The following is a 15,468-nucleotide window of genomic DNA, read 5'->3' on the forward strand; positions in this document are numbered from 1 at the left end:
GCCGGGGCCCCGCGGGGGGGGCGGGGGGTGGGGGGGGGGGTGGTGGCCGCGGGTTGGCGGGGGGGGGCCCCGGCCCCCCGGCGGGGGGGCCGGGGGCGCAACCGCCCCCCCCGGCCCGCCGCAGCGGTCCGGAGCGTCCGGCTCAGTGGATGATGCCGGTGCGCAGCGCGACCGCGACCATGCCGGCGCGGTCGCCGGTGCCCAGCTTGCGGGCGATCCGGGCGAGGTGGCTCTTCACGGTGAGCGCCGACAGGCCCATCGCCACGCCGATCGCCTTGTTGGACTGGCCCTCGGCGACCAGCCGCAGCACCTCGACCTCGCGGCCGGAAAGCTCGCGGTAGGCGGCCTGCTGCGCGCCGGGCGCACCAGGGGCTCCGGGGGTGCCCGGCGCTCCGGCCGCGCCCGGCATGCCCGGCATCCCGGGGCGGCGCATCCGGCCGGCCAGCCCGGCGGCGCCGAGCGGCATCCCGGGGCGGCCCGGCATCGCGACGTTCGTCCGGGTGCCGGTCACCACGTATCCCTTGACGCCGCCGGCCAGCGCGCTGCGGACCGCGCCGATGTCGTCGGCGGCGGACAGCGCCAGGCCGTTGGGCCAGCCCGCAGCGCGGGTCTCGGCGAGGATGGTCAGCCCGGATCCGTCCGGGAGGTGGACGTCGGCGACGCAGATGTCGCGGGGGGTGGAGACCCGTGGGCGGGCCTCGGCGATGGAGGACACCTCGATCACGTCCCGGACACCGAGGGCCCACAGGTGGCGGGTGACGGTGTTTCGGACACGGGGATCGGCGATGACCACCATGGCGGTGGGCTTGGTCGGCCGGTAGGCGACCACGTTTGCGGGGTGCTCAAGAAGGACCGACACCAGGCCTCCTGCGGGGAGTGGCGGACGGAACCCCGATGGGGGCGGTCGGAGTGTTCCGCGTTGGGAAAGGGTCACAGACTGCTTCGGCAGCATCCGTGCCCGGCTTTAGCGAAAGATCACGATCTAGTGAGTAACAATACGGACAAATCGCGCAAATGATTGATGCGACATGCCTGGTATTCGCACAAAATCGATCAGATTCGGTGCCGATCGGTCGGTATCGACCGATGAATTGACGCAGAGCGGGTCCGAAGTCACACTCCGTCAGCCCTGGGGGTGGCGTCCGGCCCCCGGGTGCCGCCGGAGCCGCACACCACCCGTCAGTGCGACCGCGGGCGTCGCCGGGCCGGCATCGGGACCACTCCACCGAGTGAAGGAACCTCGGCGGGACCCTGCGGAGCCGGGGCGGCCGGCGGCAGGCCGGCGCTGACGCACAGCAGGTCCCCCCAGGCCGCCAGGTGCCGCTCGAAGCGGCCGTCGGCCGGGGTCCAGGAGGCCCGGATCTCGATCTCCGTCGAGGACGGGCGGTCCGCCAGACCCCCGAAGTACTGGGAGGAGGCCAGCGTCACCGTGCCGGACGGCTCCGCGAACCCGGCGGCGTGCGCCTGCAGGGAGTCCAGCAGCCAGGCCCAGCCCACCTCGGAGAGCATCGGGTCCCCGGCCATCTCCGGCTCCAGCTCGGCCCGGGTCATCGTGACCACCCGGAACTCGCCGTTCCAGGCCTCCTGCCCGGCCGGGTCGTACAGCAGCACCAGCCGGCCGTCCGCCAGCTCCTCGCCGTCCACCTCGACCGAGGCGGTCACCGCGAACGAGTACGGGGCGAGCCGGCGCGGCGCCGGCGCGGGGGAGAGCTGCACCTCGGGCCGCAACCGGGCCCCGTCCAGGGCCGCCACGGCCGCCCGGAACTCGCTCGGCGCCCCCTCGCGACCCGCTCCGCCACCTGCTCCGCCACCCTGTGCGGGGTGCCCTCCGACCGCTGCCATGTCCCGAAGACTAGGTCGAAGAACGGGGTTATCGCCGCAACTTCTCTCCCAGCGGCGTGCCGGAACGGCAAACCCGGACAGATCTTGGAGGAACCGACGAGACCGGCCGGGAAACCGGGCCCGGCACGCGTGCGAAGATTTGACGGTGAGCGAGACTACGGCAGACAGCACGGCGGCCACCCACGACGGCCCGACCACCCCCGGGCGCCGCGGCGCCGCGCACGACTCGGCGTTCCTGCGCGCCTGCCGGCACGAGCCCGTGCCGCACACCCCGGTGTGGTTCATGCGCCAGGCCGGCCGCTCGCTGCCCGAGTACCTGAAGGTCCGCGAGGGCATCCCCATGCTGGAGTCCTGCATGCGGCCCGAGCTGGTCAAGGAGATCACCCTCCAGCCGGTGCGCCGGCACAAGGTGGACGCCGCGATCTTCTTCAGCGACATCGTGGTGCCGCTCAAGGCCGTCGGCATCGACGTCGACATCAAGCCCGGCATCGGCCCGGTCATCGCCGACCCGATCCGCACCGCCGAGGACCTGAAGCGGCTGCGCCCGCTGGAGCCCGACGACGTCCCCTACATCACCGAGGCCGTCGGCCTGCTGGTGGACGAGCTCGGCGAGACCCCGCTGATCGGCTTCGCCGGCGCGCCGTACACGCTGGCCAGCTACCTGATCGAGGGCGGCCCGTCCAAGAACCACGAGAACACCAAGGCCATGATGTACGGGCAGCCCGAGCTGTGGGCCGCCCTGGTGGACCGGCTCGCGGACATCACCTCGGCCTTCCTCAAGGTGCAGATCGAGGCCGGCGCCTCCGCGGTCCAGCTGTTCGACTCCTGGGTCGGCGCCCTCGCGCCGGACGACTACCGCCGCTCGGTGATGCCGTCCAGCACCAAGGTCTTCGACGCCGTCGCCGGGTACGGCGTGCCGCGGATCCACTTCGGCGTCGGCACCGGCGAGCTGCTCGGCCTGATGGGCCAGGCCGGCGCCGACATCGTCGGCGTCGACTGGCGGGTCCCGCTGAACGTCGCCGCCGAGCGGGTCGGCCAGGGCAAGGGCCTCCAGGGCAACCTCGACCCGGCGGTGCTGTACGCGCCCACCAAGGTCGTCGAGACCAAGGCCCGCGAGGTGCTGCACGCCGCCCAGGCGCTCGGCACCAGCGGCCACATCTTCAACCTCGGCCATGGCGTGCTGCCGTCCATGGACCCGGACGCGCTCAGCCGCCTCGTCGCCTTCGTCCACGAGGCCAGCGCACGCTGACCTCAGGGCGGTGGGTCCCCGGACTCCGGGGGCCCACTACCCGGCCGTGACCTCGATCCCGGCCCGACGCAGCAGCGCCGCCGTCACCCCGTCACCCGGGCGCAGCTCCCCGGAGAACGTCCCGTCGTACACCTGACCGCAGCCGCAGGACGGGCTGCGCGCCATCAGCACCGCCCGCCGGGCCCCCGCCTCCTCGGCGGCGGACAGCGCCGCCCGGGCACCGGCCAGGAACTCCGCGGTGCAGTCCGCGCCCGTCGCGTCCACCACCCGGGCCCGCCCGTCCAGCACGTCCGCGCCGTCCCCGCCCACGATCTCCGCCGGCGGCCGCGGCGTCGGCAGCCCGCCCGCCCCCTCCGGGCACACCACCACGGCCCGCCCCTCCTCGACCAGCCGCACGGCACCGTCGGAGGTCTTCGCCCGCCCGTCGTACCGACAGGGAATCCCGGCCAGACACGCACTCACCACGATCGGTTCCATGGCAGGAGCGTAACGACGGGGAGATGAACTCGTTCGTGCAGGATGATGAGTGAACTTCCGGATTGGATGTACGCGCCCCGCATGGAGGGGTGGTTCGCCGACGATCTCGACCACCTGCCGCAGGCGCCACCGCACACCGAGCTGCTGCACGGCGCGTTGGTCTTTCGGCTCACGCCGCAGCGCTCGTGGCACAACCGGGTCACGTCGCGGCTGACTTCGGCGCTGGAGCGGATCGCCCCGGAGGGTGATCTGGCGGAGAGCTGGATGACGGTGACGCTGGACGAGCGGAACCGGTTGGAGCCGGATGTGCTGGTGTCCCGCGCGGCCTTCGATCCCGATCGCACCGGGTACGCCCCGGGCGAGGTTCTGCTCGTGGTCGAGGTGGTGTCGCGCGAGTCGCAACACCGCGATCGCGGGGTGAAGTTCCGCAAGTACGCCGAGGCCGGCATCCCGCACTACTGGATCGTCGAGGAGGAAGAGGGCAGCCGGGTGGCCGTGCACGTCTACGAGCTGGACGAGGTGACGTCCTCGTACGTGCCCGCCGGGATCTTCCGCGGGACGCTGGAACGTCCGGTGCCGTTCCCGATCACGATCGATCTCCGGCGTGCAGCGGATTGAGGGTCCGGTGTAAGGGTCTGCGAGACTGCGGAGCATGTCGGATGCACAGGTCGTCGTCGTCGGTGGTGGGATCGCGGGGCTGGCTGCGGCCGCCTTCCTGAGCGGGGCGGCCGGGGGGCCGGCGCGGGCGCGGGTGACGGTGCTGGAGGCGTCCGGGCGGGTCGGCGGGAAGCTGTGGGGCGGGGAGGTCGGCGGGGTCCGGGTGGACCTCGGGGCCGAGTCGGTACTGGCCCGGCGGCCGGAGGCGGTGGAGCTGGCGCGGGCGGTCGGGCTCGGCGGGGAGCTGGAGCCGCCGACCACCGCGAAGGCCGCGATCTGGACCCGCGGCGCGCTGCGGCCGCTGCCCGGCGGGCAGGTGATGGGCGTCCCCGGTGACCTGGAGGCGCTGGCCGCCTCCGGGGTGCTGACCGACGAGGGCCTGGAGCGGGCCCGGCACGAGCGGAGCACCGAGGTCGGCGAGGACGTCGCGATCGGCCGCTACGTCGCCGACCGGCTGGGCCAGGAGGTGGTGGACCGGCTGGTCGAGCCGCTGCTCGGCGGCGTCTACGCGGGCCGCGCCGAGGAGATCTCGCTGCGCGCCGCCGTGCCGCAGTTGCTGTCGATCGCGCGTGACGGCGGCTCGCTGGTCGCGGGGGTGCACGAGCTGGCCTCGCGGCCGAAGGTGGTCGGCACCCCGGTGTTCCAGGGCCTGCGCGGCGGTCTCGGTACGCTGCCCGGCGTGGTCGCCGCGGCCTGTGTCCGGGCGGGGGTGGACCTGCGCACCGACGCCCCGGTGGACGAGCTGCGCCGCACCCCCGACGGCTGGCGGGTGGTGACCGGCGGCGAGGTGCTGCACGCGGACGCCGTGGTGCTGGCCGTCCCGGCGCCCGCCGCGGCCCGGCTGCTGCGCGAGGACGCCCCGGCGGCCGCCACCGAGCTGGACGCCGTCGAGTACGCGGGCATGGCCCTGGTCACCCTGGCCTTCCGCCGCGCCGACCTGGCCGAGCCGCCGAGCGGCAGCGGCTTCCTGGTGCCGCCGGTGGACGGGCGGCAGATCAAGGCGTCGACCTTCTCCTCGAACAAGTGGGGCTGGCTGGAGCGCTCCGCGCCGGACGCGTTCCTGCTGCGCACCTCGCTGGGCCGGTACCGCGAGGAGGAGGCGCTGGGGCTGCCGGACGAGGAGCTGGTGGCCCGGTCGCTGGCCGATCTCAGGGAGGCGATCGGGCTGACCGCCCGGCCGTACGACACCTTCGTCTCGCGGTTCTCGGCCGGTCTGCCGCAGTACCCGGTGGGACACCTGGACCGGGTGGCCCGGGTACGGGCGGCGGCGGGGCGGGTGGGCAAGCTGGCGCTGTGCGGCGCCGCGTACGACGGGGTGGGCATTCCGGCGTGCATCGGTTCGGCGGCCGCCGCCGCGGCCGCCGTCGACAGACTGCTGACCCCGGCGACCGGGGAAGGTTCCACGGAGAGGACAATGGGCGCATGACTGAGAGCGTTGAGCGGGAGCCGGAGCAGCGGCCCGAGAAGAAGAAGGCGCGCGACCTGAACCAGGTCATCCGCTACACCATGTGGTCGGTGTTCAAGCTCAAGGGCGGCCTGCCCGAGGACCGCACCGCCCTGGCCGCCGAGGTGGACGAGCTGTTCGCGCAGCTGGACGCCAAGGACGTGACCGTGCGCGGTACGTACGACGTCTCCGGTCTGCGTGCGGACGCCGACATCCTGGTCTGGTGGCACGCCGAAGACTCGGACGACCTCCAGGAGGCGTACAACCGCTTCCGCCGCACCGGCCTCGGCCGGCTGCTGGAGCCGGTCTGGTCGAACATGGCGCTGCACCGCCCGGCCGAGTTCAACAAGTCGCACATCCCGGCCTTCCTGGCCGACGAGCGCCCGCGCGACTACGTCTGCGTGTACCCGTTCGTCCGCTCCTACGAGTGGTACCTGCTGCCGGACGCCGAGCGGCGCGCGATGCTCGCCGAGCACGGCCAGATGGCGCGCGGCTACCCGGACGTGCGGGCCAACACGGTGGCCTCGTTCGCGCTCGGCGACTACGAGTGGCTGCTCGCCTTCGAGGCGGACGAGCTGCACCGGATCGTCGACCTGATGCGCGACCTGCGCCCCTCCCGGGCCCGGCTGCACGTCCGCGAGGAGGTGCCGTTCTTCACCGGGCGCCGCAAGCCGGTGAGCGAGCTGCTGAACGGTCTGGTCTGATGAACGGCCTGGTCTGACCGGCCCACGGCTCCCGGAGGCCGGTTCCCCCGTGTCACACGGGGGAACCGGCCTCCGTGCCGTCGCGGTCCGGTCGCGGACCGGCGAACTCGCGCAGCACGGAGGTGTAGTGGTCGCCGAGGCCGACCCGGGTGACGTCGCGGAGCCGGTACTTGGTCGGCTGCGGGTACCAGCGCGCCTCGGTGTCGACCTCGTGCAGCCGCAGTGAGCGGGGGCGCAGCCCGGTGACGGTGCCGACCCGGCAGACGTCCGGATCCAGCTGTTCGGTGTGCAGGGTGATCAGGCCGTACTCGGCGCAGGCGGCGGTGAGCAGCCCGGGCAGGTCGTCCAGCGGCAGGTCGGCGCCGGGCGGGCGGACCGGCCACAGGCCGCCGCCCTAGCCGCGGTGCGGGCGCAGGGCGGCGCGGAGCCGGGCGTCGGGCAGGGCGGCGGGGCCGTTCATGGCGACGGCGGTGAGCAGTTCGCGTTCCTCGTCGTCGGCCAGGCCGCGCTGGCGGGCCGGGCGGACCTCGCGCAGCACCTCCTGCCCGATCGGGGAGGCCCAGCGGGTGTACGGGTAGACGTCGACGCGGGCCATCAGCAGGGTGCCGGAGGTGAGCACCAGCGGCAGCGAGAACCAGGCGAGCGGGGCGAGGGTGTCACCGCCGGTGAAGCCGTCGAGGGCCAGCGAGGCGGCCAGCAGGAGCAGGGACAGCAGCAGCGCGTGCCGGACCTGCCGGATCACCACCACGGTGTTGCGCTGTACCAGGGCCGGGGTGGCCAGGCCGGCCAGGGCGAGCCGGGCGCCGATCTCCAGCACGTTGGGGTGCTCGGCGACCGCCTGGCGCAGCTCGTCGGTGCGGCACTGGCCCTCGGGGCCGACGGTGGCGATGACCGCCCGCTCCAGGCGGCTGCGGCCCCTGGGGTCGACCACGGTGGTCCAGCCGGTGTGCGCCAGGTGGAGCCGTCCGCGGCCGGCCATCAGGACGAGGGCGAGTTCGACCACCCGGCCCGGGCCGCCGGCCAGGTAGGCGGTCTCGTACAGGCCGATGCCCACGGCTTCGGGGGGCCGCAGGCCGTTCTGGTCGGCGAGGGCGTCGGCGGTGGCGGTCATCCGGACCAGTCGGACGCAGGACAGGACAGCCGCGACACAGGCCGGTATGAGGAACAGCAACCACATGGGCTTGTTGTATGCCTGTGCCGACTGCGCGCGGAACGCCTTCCCGGTTCGCGATACCGAACTGTGACTTCCGCCGGGTGCCGCCGGAGTCAGGAGCCGCAGCCGCCACCGCCGCAGCTCGACCCGCAGCTGGAGGACGACGAGGAGCCGCAACTCGACGAGCTGGAGCCGCAGCTGGAGGAAGAGGAGCCGCAGCTCGACGAGGAGGACCCGCAGCCGGACGAGCCGCAGCCGGAGCCGGAGGAGCCGGAGGAACCGGAGTCGGAGGAGCCGCACCAGGCGGCGGAGCCGCCGTCGGAGCCGGAGGAGCAGGAGGACCCGGACGTGCCCGACGACGAGGACGAGGAGGTCGCGGAGCCGTTCGCGGCGGTGGCCTGCCGGAAGAACTCCTCGTCGTCGGTCGACGCGGCCAGCATCGCGGCCTCCAGCTCCGGCTCCCCCAGTCCGGCGGCGGCCAGGCCGCCGAGCGCGAGCGCGCCCAGCAGCGCGCCGCCGGCCAGCCGCGGCGACACCCCGGCATTGGGCTTCCACGGCCCCTGCATCAGGGACAGCTGGCGCTGCCCGGCCGGGGTGATCCGGCTCTTGACGAGCGGGGTGACGAGCAGCGAGACGACGCCCACGATCAGCAGGATGACCGGGATCCAGAGCTTCGGGCGCTCGTGGCCGGCGGCGCCGTCGTCGAGCAGCGGGGCGGCCACCATGGAGGCCGCCACCAGGAGCAGCGCGAGCCAGAGCAGCCGGCGGGCGGTGCGGGCCCGCCGCAGCCGCTCGGGGCGGCGCATCAGGCCGCGGTCGGCGAGCCGGTCGCCGATCTCCTGGACGGCGGTGGAGCGCATCACGGTGCGGCGCAGCGGGTCGAGCTGACGGCTCCCGGTCGGTCCGACGGCGTCCTGGACGGCCTTGTCGACGGCGTCGTACGGCTTGGCGCCGGTGAGCGTGACCAGGCCGGAGCGGCTGACCACGGCCTGCTCGCTCATGTGCATCCGGACCAGGGCGGTGTCGAACACCCGCGCCGGCCCGCCGGACAGGAACGCGGTGTCGAGCAGCGGCAGGCCGCGGCCGGGCAGGCCCTTGGCGTACCGGACCTGGCCGATGCGCTGCCGGGTCCGGACCGCGTGGACCGCGGCGGCCGCCAGCAGGACGGCCGGGACGATGAAGTAGCTGTTGTGCCACATGGGCGGTTCCCCCCGAGGTGGTGATGGTTCGTCAGGGCCCGGTGGCCCCGCGGTCGCCGACGGCCGGCCGGGTGTCCGACAGTCGACGGCTACCGGTTACCGGTTACCGGTTACCGGCGCAGGGCCCGGCGCAGGCGGGTGAGCGGGCCCGGCGGTCGTACGGGGGCCGGGTGGAGCCACTGCTCCAGGGCCCGGCGGTGGTCGGCGGCGAGCGGGCCGCCGTCGGTGAGCACCCACTGCGCGAAGGCCCGGGCGTCGGCCCGGTAGCCGCCGGTCTGCGGGTGGGAGCGGGCGTAGTCGAGGAAGAGCGGCCCGTACCCCGCCCCGAGCGTACGGGGCAGGTCGGGGGCCACCTTGGCGGTGGTGTCCCGCCGCTTGGCGGCCAGGCCGGTGGACTGGGCGCGGACCTGGCGTTCGTCGAAGCCGGGCGGGACGGGGCCGCCGGCCACCAGGGCGGCCAGCAGCTCCTCCTGGCGCCGGGCCAGGCGCCGCCGGGCGGCGGCGAGGTCCTGGTCGGCGGTGTCCCGCGCGGTCCCGGTCAGGTCGGTCATCGCCGGGTGCTCCCCTCCAGCACCCGGCGGATGGCGTCCAGTTCACCGGCCAGCTCGCTGGGCGGCGGGAAGTTGGCGTCCCGCTCCAGCAGGACCCCGGGCGGCGCGGTCCGCGCGCACAGCTCGGCCAGCACCTCCAGCACCGGCTCGGTGACGGGGTGGGCGTGGGTGTCGTGCCAGACGCCGTCGACCAGGGTGCCGCCCGCGACGTGGACGTAGGCGAGCGCCTCCAGCGGCAGGCGGTCGAGCTCGGCGGCCGGGTCGATGCCGAGGTTGACCCGGTTGGTGTGCAGGTTGGCGACGTCGATCAGCAGCCGGACGCCGGTGCGCTCGACCAGCTCGGCGAGGAACTGGCCCTCGGTGAACTCGTCGTCCGGCCAGGCGAGCTGGGCGGCGATGTTCTCCAGGGCGAGCGGCACCGGCAGCTGGTCCTGGGCGATCCGGACGTTCTCGGCGATCACCCGCAGCGAGTCCCGGGTGCGGGGGACGGGCAGCAGGTGGCCGGCCTCCAGGCCGCCGGCCCGGACGAACGCCAGGTGCTCGGTGACCAACGGGGAGCCGAGCGCCAGCGCGGCCTCGGCGAGCCGGGCGAGGCGGGCGGGGTCGGGCAGGTCGGCGCCGCCGAGGCCGAGGCCGACGCCGTGCGGGACGACGGTGACGCCGCGTCCGCGCAGGACGGTCAGGGAGTCGGGCAGGTGGTCGGCGCAGATGTTCTCGGCGACCACCTCGACCCAGTCCAGGCCGGGCTGGCGCTCGACCACGGTGTCGATCTCGCCGCGCCAGCCGAGGCCGACGCCCAGGCGGGGCGCAGTGTCCCGGGAGGCGGTGTCCCGGGGCGCGGTCGCCAGCGGTGCGGCGTCCTGGGGCGCGGTGTCCCGGGGTGCGGTGGCCAGGGCAGGGGAAGTCATCGGTTCGCCCCCTTCGGAGGGCCGGGTGGGAGGGCCGTCGACCGGTGCGGCGTCGTCGCCGGACCCGTGCGGCCGTGTTGCTGAGGATGTCCCCGGGTGGGGTGGCTGCCAAGCCTCACCCGGTCTTCTCAGAGCATTATTTGAGCATGTCGTTCCGGTCGTGAGGGACTTGGGTCCCGAGCCCGGGCCGTCCCCCGCAGGTGGGGGTGCCCTCCGGCGGATAAATCGGAGGCGCCGGGCGGGTGGGCGCGACTAGCGTGGGAATCCATGACTTCTTCGAATTCCTCCCCCCTGACGATCCGGGACTTCCGTCCCGAGGACGCCGAGGCCGTGGCCGCGGCCCACCGGGCCGGGCGCGAGCACCTGGTGCTCTCCGCCGAGACCCTGCTCTGGCTGAACGGCCGGCCGAGCCCCGAGGAGCACTTCCGCACCTTCGTCGCCGAGCTGGACGGCCGGGTGGTCGGCGCGGTGCGCTGCGGGGTGGTGCTCGGGACGTCGGTCGCGGGTGTCGGCTACGCCAACGGCAGTGTGCTGCCCGGGTTCCGGCGGCGCGGCGCGGCCACCGCGCTGCTGGCGGCGGCCGAACGGCACCTGGTCGGGCACGGGGTGACGGAACTGCACACCTGGATGGACGACGAGCCCGCCTCGGTGGCCTTCGCCACCGCCCGGGGGTACCGGCTCGGGCGCACCATGCAGTTCGCCGGGCGGGACCTGGCGCTGCCGCTGCCGCCGGCGCCCGTACTGCCGCCCGGCGTCGAGCTGCGTCCGGCCGCGGACTGGGCGGCCGACCCGCACCCGGTGTTCCTGGTCGAGGCGGACGCCATCCTGGACGAGCCCGGCAGCGAGGTGCCGATGGACGCCCTGGAGTACGAGGACTGGCTGCGCGACGACTGGAACCGGCCGGACCGGGACCTGGCCCTGAGCGTCGTCGCCGTGGTGGACGGCCGGCCGGCCGCGTTCAGCATGGCGCAGACCGACGGGGTGGACCGCTACTGGTCCGCGTTCACCGCCTGCCACCGGGAGTTCCGCGGCCGCGGGCTGACCAAGTCGGCCAAGCTGGAGTCCCTGCGGCTCGCCGCCGCGGCGGGCCTCCGGCACGCGTACACCAGCAACGACACGACCAATGGGCCGATGCTGGCGATCAACGCCTGGCTGGGCTACGAGCGCTGCGCGGCGGAGCGCAAGGGGATCAAGCGGCTGGGGCGGCCGTCGGAGCAGGACGCCTGACGCCGCCGGGCCGCGTCCCCGGACGCGGCCCGCGCCCGTACCTGTAGCCGTGCCCGTTTCGCCCCCGGTTTCGCAGTGGCGGGGGCCGGGCCACTTCGGCCAGATGTGGTCCAGACCACGTGGGACGAATCGGGACAGCCCGGGCTGCTTCGGGCGCGAAGTGGCTTGAACTGTAATGGTTTTGCTCCACTCCTGTCACGACCTGGGCATAATCGCGCACATGACGATCAGCCGTGCGAACGTGAGCGCGATTGCCGAGGACCTGTACGTGTGGCTCCCGCCGAAGCGGGGGTGGGGCCTGGCCAACTGCGGCCTGCTGGCCTCGGAGACCACCGCGCTCTGGATCGACACGCCGTACGACCCCTCGATGGCCGGGGAGTTCCTCGCCGCGAGCCGGCGGCTGCTGCCGGACGGGGTCGGGGTCGACCGGGTGGTCGTCACCCACGCCAACGGGGACCACCTGTGGGGCGCCGGGGTGCTGCCGGACGCCGAGGTGATCGCCACCCGCGAGGCGCTGGAGCACATCCACTGGGAGCCCACCCCGCAGCAGCAGCACGCGCTGGTCACCAACAGCGACCCGGACTCGCCGCTCGGCGGCTACCTGAAGGAGCACTTCGGGCAGTTCGACTGGTCCGGCACCGAGCCGGTGCGCCCCGACACCGTCTTCACCGGCGAGCTGGAACTGACCGTCGGCCGCTACCCGGTGCGGATCACCAGCCTGCCCGCCGCCCACACCGGCGGCGACCTGCTGGTCCACCTCCCGCACCAGCGCGCGGTGTTCACCGGCGACGTGATCTTCTCCTCGACGCCCGAGCAGCCCGGCGACCACCCCTCGCACTGGGCCGGACCGCTGGAGAACGTCATCGGCGCCTGCGAGCAGGCCCTGGCCACCGGCGCGGAGATCTTCGTCCCCGGCCACGGCCCGGTGCTCGACCGCGACGGCGTCCGCGAGCACATCGGCTACCTCGCCTACGTCCGCGAGCGCGCCCACGCCCTGCACGCCGCCGGGATACCCGCGCTGGACGCCGCCCGGCGGGTGATAGCCGAGCAGCGCCACCCCGAACTCGGCCTGCCCGAGCGGCTGGTGATCACCGTCGCGGCCGAGTACCGGCACCTGGACGGCTCGGCGGCCCCCGGCGCCTTGGAGGCCCTGGGCCAGGTCGCCCTGGTGGCCCGGGAACTGGCCGAGGACGAGGCCCGCGCCCAGCGCCCGCGCACCGCCCGGCCCTGACCCCGCCAGGGCCCGGCACCGCCCGATCCTGATCCCGTCCGGCCCCGTCGCCCGGTCGTCCCGGCCGCACCACCCGGTCCACCCCGCAAGCACCCCCGAGGACTTCGATGACGCAGATCGCGCTGATCGTCCTGGCGCTGGTCGCCGCCGCGGCCGCGGCCGTGCTCGCCCGCGGCCGGGCCGTCGCCGTCACCCGGGCGACGGCCGCCGAGACCGCGCTCGGCCGGGGCGAGGAGCGCGCCCGGACCGCCGAGGGCCGGCTCGCCCGCGCGGAGCAGCAGCAGCGCGACGCGCAGGAGGCCGCCCGGCGCTCCGCCGAGGAGGCCCGGCGGGCGGAGGAGCGCACCCGGGCCGCCGAGGACAGCGTCCGCGAGGCGCAGGAGGCGGCCCGGCAGGCGCAGGACACCGTCCGGGACGCCATGCAGCAGGGCTCCGCCGCGACCGCCCGGGCCGAGCAGGCCGAGCGCGCGCTCGCCGAGGCCGAGGCGCGCGGCACCGCGCTGCTCGCCGAGATCGGCCACCTCGCCCAGGAGCGGGTCGCCGCCACCGCCGTACGGCTCACCCACGGCAACGCCCCGCTGGTCGGCCCGCTGGACCCGCAGGCCGTCGGCCCGGAGGCGGTCCGGGCGCTGCAGGGCGTCCTGGACGCCGCCCAGGCCGCCCTCGCCGACGAGCGCGAGCGGGTGGACGCCGCCGCCCGCGCCGCCATGCGCGGCGCCACCTCCCGGATCCAGACCCTGCTGTACCAGATCCAGAGCCTGGTCCAGCGGCTCCAGCACGAGAACGACGACCCCCGGCTGCTGGAGGTCGACTTCCGCAACGAGGTCGCGCTGCGCCGGATCCAGACCATCGCGGTGCTCTGCGAGGCCTGGCCGGGACTGGCCCGCACCGACTCGCCGCTCGCCGAGGTGGTCGTCGGCGCGCTCTCCCGGGTGCCCGGCTACGCCCGGATCAAGGTCGCCAACCACCTGCGCGAGCAGCGCCTCGCCGTGGTCGCCCGGGCCGCCGAGCCGATCGCCGTCACCATCGCCGAGCTGCTCGCCAACGCCACCGCCTGCTCCCACCCGGAGACCGACGTCCCGGTCACCGTCCAGCAGGGCGGCCGCGGCGCGCTGGTGATCATCGACGACAGCGGCATCGGCATGGACGAGGACCAGCTGCGCCGCGCCCGCCGGCTGCTGGCCGGCCCGCCCGACATGCTGCTCACCGAGCTCGGCAACCCGCCCAAGACCGGCTTCGCGGTGATCGGCAAGCTGGCCCGCCAGTACGGCTTCTCCTGTCACATCGAGCCCTCGCCGTACGGCGGCATGCGGACCATCCTGCGCATCCCGGCCGCGCTGGTGACCGTCGTGGACGACGAGCAGCCGCTGTCGGTGCTCACCCCGCTGCCGCTGCGGGCCGGCTCCGGCCCGGCCCCGGCGCCCACCGTCGCGGCCGTCCCGCCGATGCGCGACGCGGACGAGCAGGACGGCCCGCGGCTCGCCGACCGCCACAACCAGCCGGGCCCGCACCCGGCCCCGGCCATCCGCGTGGTGCCCGACCCGGTCGCGGACGGCCCGGCGGGGGAGGGCCAGGCAGGTGCGTCCGTCCCGGCCGAGCCCGGCCCGGACGCCCCCGCGACGGACACCCCCTCGACGGACGCGTCCGCGGCCGACGACGGCACCGGCCTGCCGACCCGGCGCCGCCGCCGTCCGCTGGCCGCCGAGCAGCCCGCCGCCGTACGGCCGGCCGCCGCCAAGCCCGCCCCCGCCCGCGCGGCCGCGCGCACCCCCGAGCAGGCCGCCGCCCACTGGCAGGCGCTGCAGCAGGGCACCGACTCCGGCCGGGCCGCCGTGGCCCGGGCCGAGCGCGAGGAGGCCGCCGGCGCCGCCCCCGGCCGGACCGCCCCCGGAAACAGCGACAGCACCACCGGCACGACCGGCACCACCGGCATGAGCGCCACCGGCGGCATGACCGCCACCACCCCCGGCGACACCACCGCCGACCGCGACCCCGGTGACCCGAGCACCGGTCCGACCTCAGAAGGAGCCGAGCAGTGAGCAGCACGCCCAGCCCGACCGCCACCGACGAGATCTCGTGGGTGCTGACCCCGCTGCTGGAGCTCCCGGGGGTGCTGCACGCCGTCATCGCCACCGGGGACGGCCTGGTCGAGGGTGCCTCGGACGGCCTGGAGCGCGCCTCGGCCGAGCGGGTCGCCGCGATGACCGCCACCGTGCACGCCGCCGCCCGGGCCTTCACCGCCGCGTTCACCGACGTCGAACGGCCCCGGCTGGCCCAGACCGTGGTGGAGTCCGACCTCGGCTACGCCGTCGTGGTGCCCGCCGGGGAGAACACCTCGCTCGCCGTCTTCACCTCGCCGGACGCCCAACTCGGCAACGTCGCCTACCAGATGCAGCTGCAGGTCGCCGCCCTCGGTCGCGCGCTCGCGAGCCCGACCCGGCGGCAGGACGACGACGTCCGGTCATGACCGCCGTCCCCCGCAGGCGGATGGTACCCGCCTACCTGGCCACCGGCGGCCGCAGCCGCCCCGGCACCAAGGGCTTCGAGCGGCTGACCGTGCTGTTCGCCGACCGCGCGGACCCGCCGGAGGCGCTCGACCCCGAACACCGCCGGCTCTGGGAACTGCTGCGCCCCGGCGCGCTGACCGTGGTGGAGGCCGCCGCGCACCTGAGCCTGCCGGTCAGCGCCACCGTCTTCCTCGCGGCCGACCTGGTCGAGGCGGGCTGCCTGCACGCCCGCGCGCCGATCCCGCGCGCCCAGCAGACCGACCGCTCCATCGTCGAGAGGCTCCTCGTTGGACTCCGTGCGCTCCGGTGACCCGGCCGC

At 75.1% G+C, this 15,468-nt stretch carries 14 protein-coding genes and 1 pseudogene; 9 read left to right on the plus strand and 6 right to left on the minus strand.

The annotated features are described in order from the left end of the window. Nucleotides 1-142: 142 nt before the first annotated feature. Together ACFCY1_RS02325 and ACFCY1_RS02330 are read right to left on the minus strand one after the other, a co-directional pair. The gene (locus ACFCY1_RS02325; RefSeq protein WP_375873233.1) at nt 143-859 is read right to left on the minus strand and encodes a LuxR C-terminal-related transcriptional regulator; all 717 of its coding nucleotides are present in this window, start codon (nt 857-859) and stop codon (nt 143-145) included. Nucleotides 860-1,179: 320 nt separating this feature from the next. Next, nucleotides 1,180-1,842: a DUF3000 domain-containing protein gene (locus tag ACFCY1_RS02330; RefSeq protein ID WP_074005620.1), complete on the minus strand. Its 663-nt coding sequence runs from the start codon at nt 1,840-1,842 to the stop codon at nt 1,180-1,182. Nucleotides 1,843-2,077: 235 nt separating this feature from the next. Here ACFCY1_RS02330 and hemE point away from each other — a divergent pair, with 235 nt between their 5' ends. Beyond that, nucleotides 2,078-3,091: a uroporphyrinogen decarboxylase gene (gene hemE / locus ACFCY1_RS02335; RefSeq protein ID WP_234348351.1), complete on the plus strand. Its 1,014-nt coding sequence runs from the start codon at nt 2,078-2,080 to the stop codon at nt 3,089-3,091. Nucleotides 3,092-3,127: 36 nt separating this feature from the next. Here hemE and ACFCY1_RS02340 read toward each other — a convergent pair whose 3' ends face one another. Continuing rightward, a complete protein-coding gene (locus ACFCY1_RS02340) occupies nt 3,128-3,568 on the minus strand; it encodes a DUF523 domain-containing protein (RefSeq protein WP_049651282.1) in 441 nt (146 codons plus the stop codon). Between the two features lie 45 nt (nt 3,569-3,613). Between ACFCY1_RS02340 and ACFCY1_RS02345 the strand changes: the two genes are divergently transcribed. The 3 genes from ACFCY1_RS02345 to hemQ are packed head-to-tail and all read left to right on the plus strand — an operon-like array spanning nt 3,614 to nt 6,373. Continuing rightward, nucleotides 3,614-4,186: a Uma2 family endonuclease gene (locus ACFCY1_RS02345; protein ID WP_375873309.1), complete on the plus strand. Its 573-nt coding sequence runs from the start codon at nt 3,614-3,616 to the stop codon at nt 4,184-4,186. Between the two features lie 34 nt (nt 4,187-4,220). Continuing rightward, nucleotides 4,221-5,651 (plus strand): protoporphyrinogen oxidase, encoded by a 1,431-nt coding sequence (gene hemG, locus ACFCY1_RS02350; RefSeq protein ID WP_375873234.1) that lies wholly within the window; start codon nt 4,221-4,223, stop codon nt 5,649-5,651. Next, entirely contained in the window at nt 5,648-6,373 is a 726-nt protein-coding gene (gene hemQ, locus ACFCY1_RS02355; protein ID WP_117489931.1) for a hydrogen peroxide-dependent heme synthase, read from the plus strand. Before hemG ends, hemQ begins: the two co-directional genes overlap by 4 nt. 394 nt (nt 6,374-6,767) lie before the next feature. Here the strand turns inward: hemQ and ACFCY1_RS02360 are convergent, their stop codons facing one another. The 3 genes and pseudogenes from ACFCY1_RS02360 to ACFCY1_RS02370 form a co-directional block, all read right to left on the minus strand. After that, the gene (locus ACFCY1_RS02360; protein WP_074001688.1) at nt 6,768-7,550 is read right to left on the minus strand and encodes a TIGR04222 domain-containing membrane protein; all 783 of its coding nucleotides are present in this window, start codon (nt 7,548-7,550) and stop codon (nt 6,768-6,770) included. Nucleotides 7,551-7,639: 89 nt separating this feature from the next. Continuing rightward, on the minus strand, nt 7,640-8,725 hold the full coding sequence (locus ACFCY1_RS02365; protein WP_375873235.1) for a TIGR04222 domain-containing membrane protein: 1,086 nt from the start codon (nt 8,723-8,725) through the stop codon (nt 7,640-7,642). Between the two features lie 110 nt (nt 8,726-8,835). After that, nucleotides 8,836-10,124, minus strand: a pseudogene (locus tag ACFCY1_RS02370) (DUF692 domain-containing protein). A 327-nt stretch (nt 10,125-10,451) separates the two neighbouring features. Here ACFCY1_RS02370 and ACFCY1_RS02375 point away from each other — a divergent pair. The 5 genes from ACFCY1_RS02375 to ACFCY1_RS02395 all read left to right on the plus strand — a co-directional run bounded on the left by ACFCY1_RS02375 (nt 10,452) and on the right by ACFCY1_RS02395 (nt 15,459). Further along, nucleotides 10,452-11,411, plus strand: a complete 960-nt coding sequence (locus ACFCY1_RS02375; protein WP_375873236.1) for a GNAT family N-acetyltransferase — start codon at nt 10,452-10,454, stop codon at nt 11,409-11,411. A 220-nt stretch (nt 11,412-11,631) separates the two neighbouring features. Beyond that, on the plus strand, nt 11,632-12,642 hold the full coding sequence (locus ACFCY1_RS02380) for an MBL fold metallo-hydrolase (RefSeq protein WP_049651288.1): 1,011 nt from the start codon (nt 11,632-11,634) through the stop codon (nt 12,640-12,642). A gap of 107 nt (nt 12,643-12,749) precedes the next feature. After that, the gene (locus ACFCY1_RS02385; protein WP_375873237.1) at nt 12,750-14,681 is read left to right on the plus strand and encodes an ATP-binding protein; all 1,932 of its coding nucleotides are present in this window, start codon (nt 12,750-12,752) and stop codon (nt 14,679-14,681) included. Further along, nucleotides 14,678-15,109 carry a roadblock/LC7 domain-containing protein gene (locus tag ACFCY1_RS02390; RefSeq protein ID WP_049649591.1) on the plus strand — a complete coding sequence of 144 codons (432 nt, stop codon included), beginning with the start codon at nt 14,678-14,680 and terminating at the stop codon, nt 15,107-15,109. Before ACFCY1_RS02385 ends, ACFCY1_RS02390 begins: the two co-directional genes overlap by 4 nt. Then, on the plus strand, nt 15,106-15,459 hold the full coding sequence (locus ACFCY1_RS02395) for a DUF742 domain-containing protein (protein ID WP_049649592.1): 354 nt from the start codon (nt 15,106-15,108) through the stop codon (nt 15,457-15,459). The genes ACFCY1_RS02390 and ACFCY1_RS02395 overlap by 4 nt, the downstream gene beginning before the upstream one ends. Nucleotides 15,460-15,468 lie beyond the last annotated feature (9 nt).

The sequence above is a fragment of the Kitasatospora sp. NPDC056273 genome, assembly GCF_042268845.1.
Classification (GTDB): Bacteria; Actinomycetota; Actinomycetes; order Streptomycetales; family Streptomycetaceae; genus Kitasatospora.

Bases quoted from the DNA above. Each gene is read 5' to 3' on its own strand.
- ACFCY1_RS02365 (WP_375873235.1), bottom strand. From the start codon at position 8,725: ATGTGGCACAACAGCTACTTCATCGTCCCGGCCGTCCTGCTGGCGGCC.
- hemG (WP_375873234.1), top strand. From the start codon at position 4,221: ATGTCGGATGCACAGGTCGTCGTCGTCGGTGGTGGGATCGCGGGGCTG.
- ACFCY1_RS02380 (WP_049651288.1), top strand. From the start codon at position 11,632: ATGACGATCAGCCGTGCGAACGTGAGCGCGATTGCCGAGGACCTGTAC.
- ACFCY1_RS02345 (WP_375873309.1), top strand. From the start codon at position 3,614: ATGAGTGAACTTCCGGATTGGATGTACGCGCCCCGCATGGAGGGGTGG.
- ACFCY1_RS02360 (WP_074001688.1), bottom strand. From the start codon at position 7,550: ATGTGGTTGCTGTTCCTCATACCGGCCTGTGTCGCGGCTGTCCTGTCC.
- ACFCY1_RS02375 (WP_375873236.1), top strand. From the start codon at position 10,452: ATGACTTCTTCGAATTCCTCCCCCCTGACGATCCGGGACTTCCGTCCC.
- ACFCY1_RS02385 (WP_375873237.1), top strand. From the start codon at position 12,750: ATGACGCAGATCGCGCTGATCGTCCTGGCGCTGGTCGCCGCCGCGGCC.
- ACFCY1_RS02340 (WP_049651282.1), bottom strand. From the start codon at position 3,568: ATGGAACCGATCGTGGTGAGTGCGTGTCTGGCCGGGATTCCCTGTCGG.
- ACFCY1_RS02330 (WP_074005620.1), bottom strand. From the start codon at position 1,842: ATGGCAGCGGTCGGAGGGCACCCCGCACAGGGTGGCGGAGCAGGTGGC.
- hemQ (WP_117489931.1), top strand. From the start codon at position 5,648: ATGACTGAGAGCGTTGAGCGGGAGCCGGAGCAGCGGCCCGAGAAGAAG.
- ACFCY1_RS02395 (WP_049649592.1), top strand. From the start codon at position 15,106: ATGACCGCCGTCCCCCGCAGGCGGATGGTACCCGCCTACCTGGCCACC.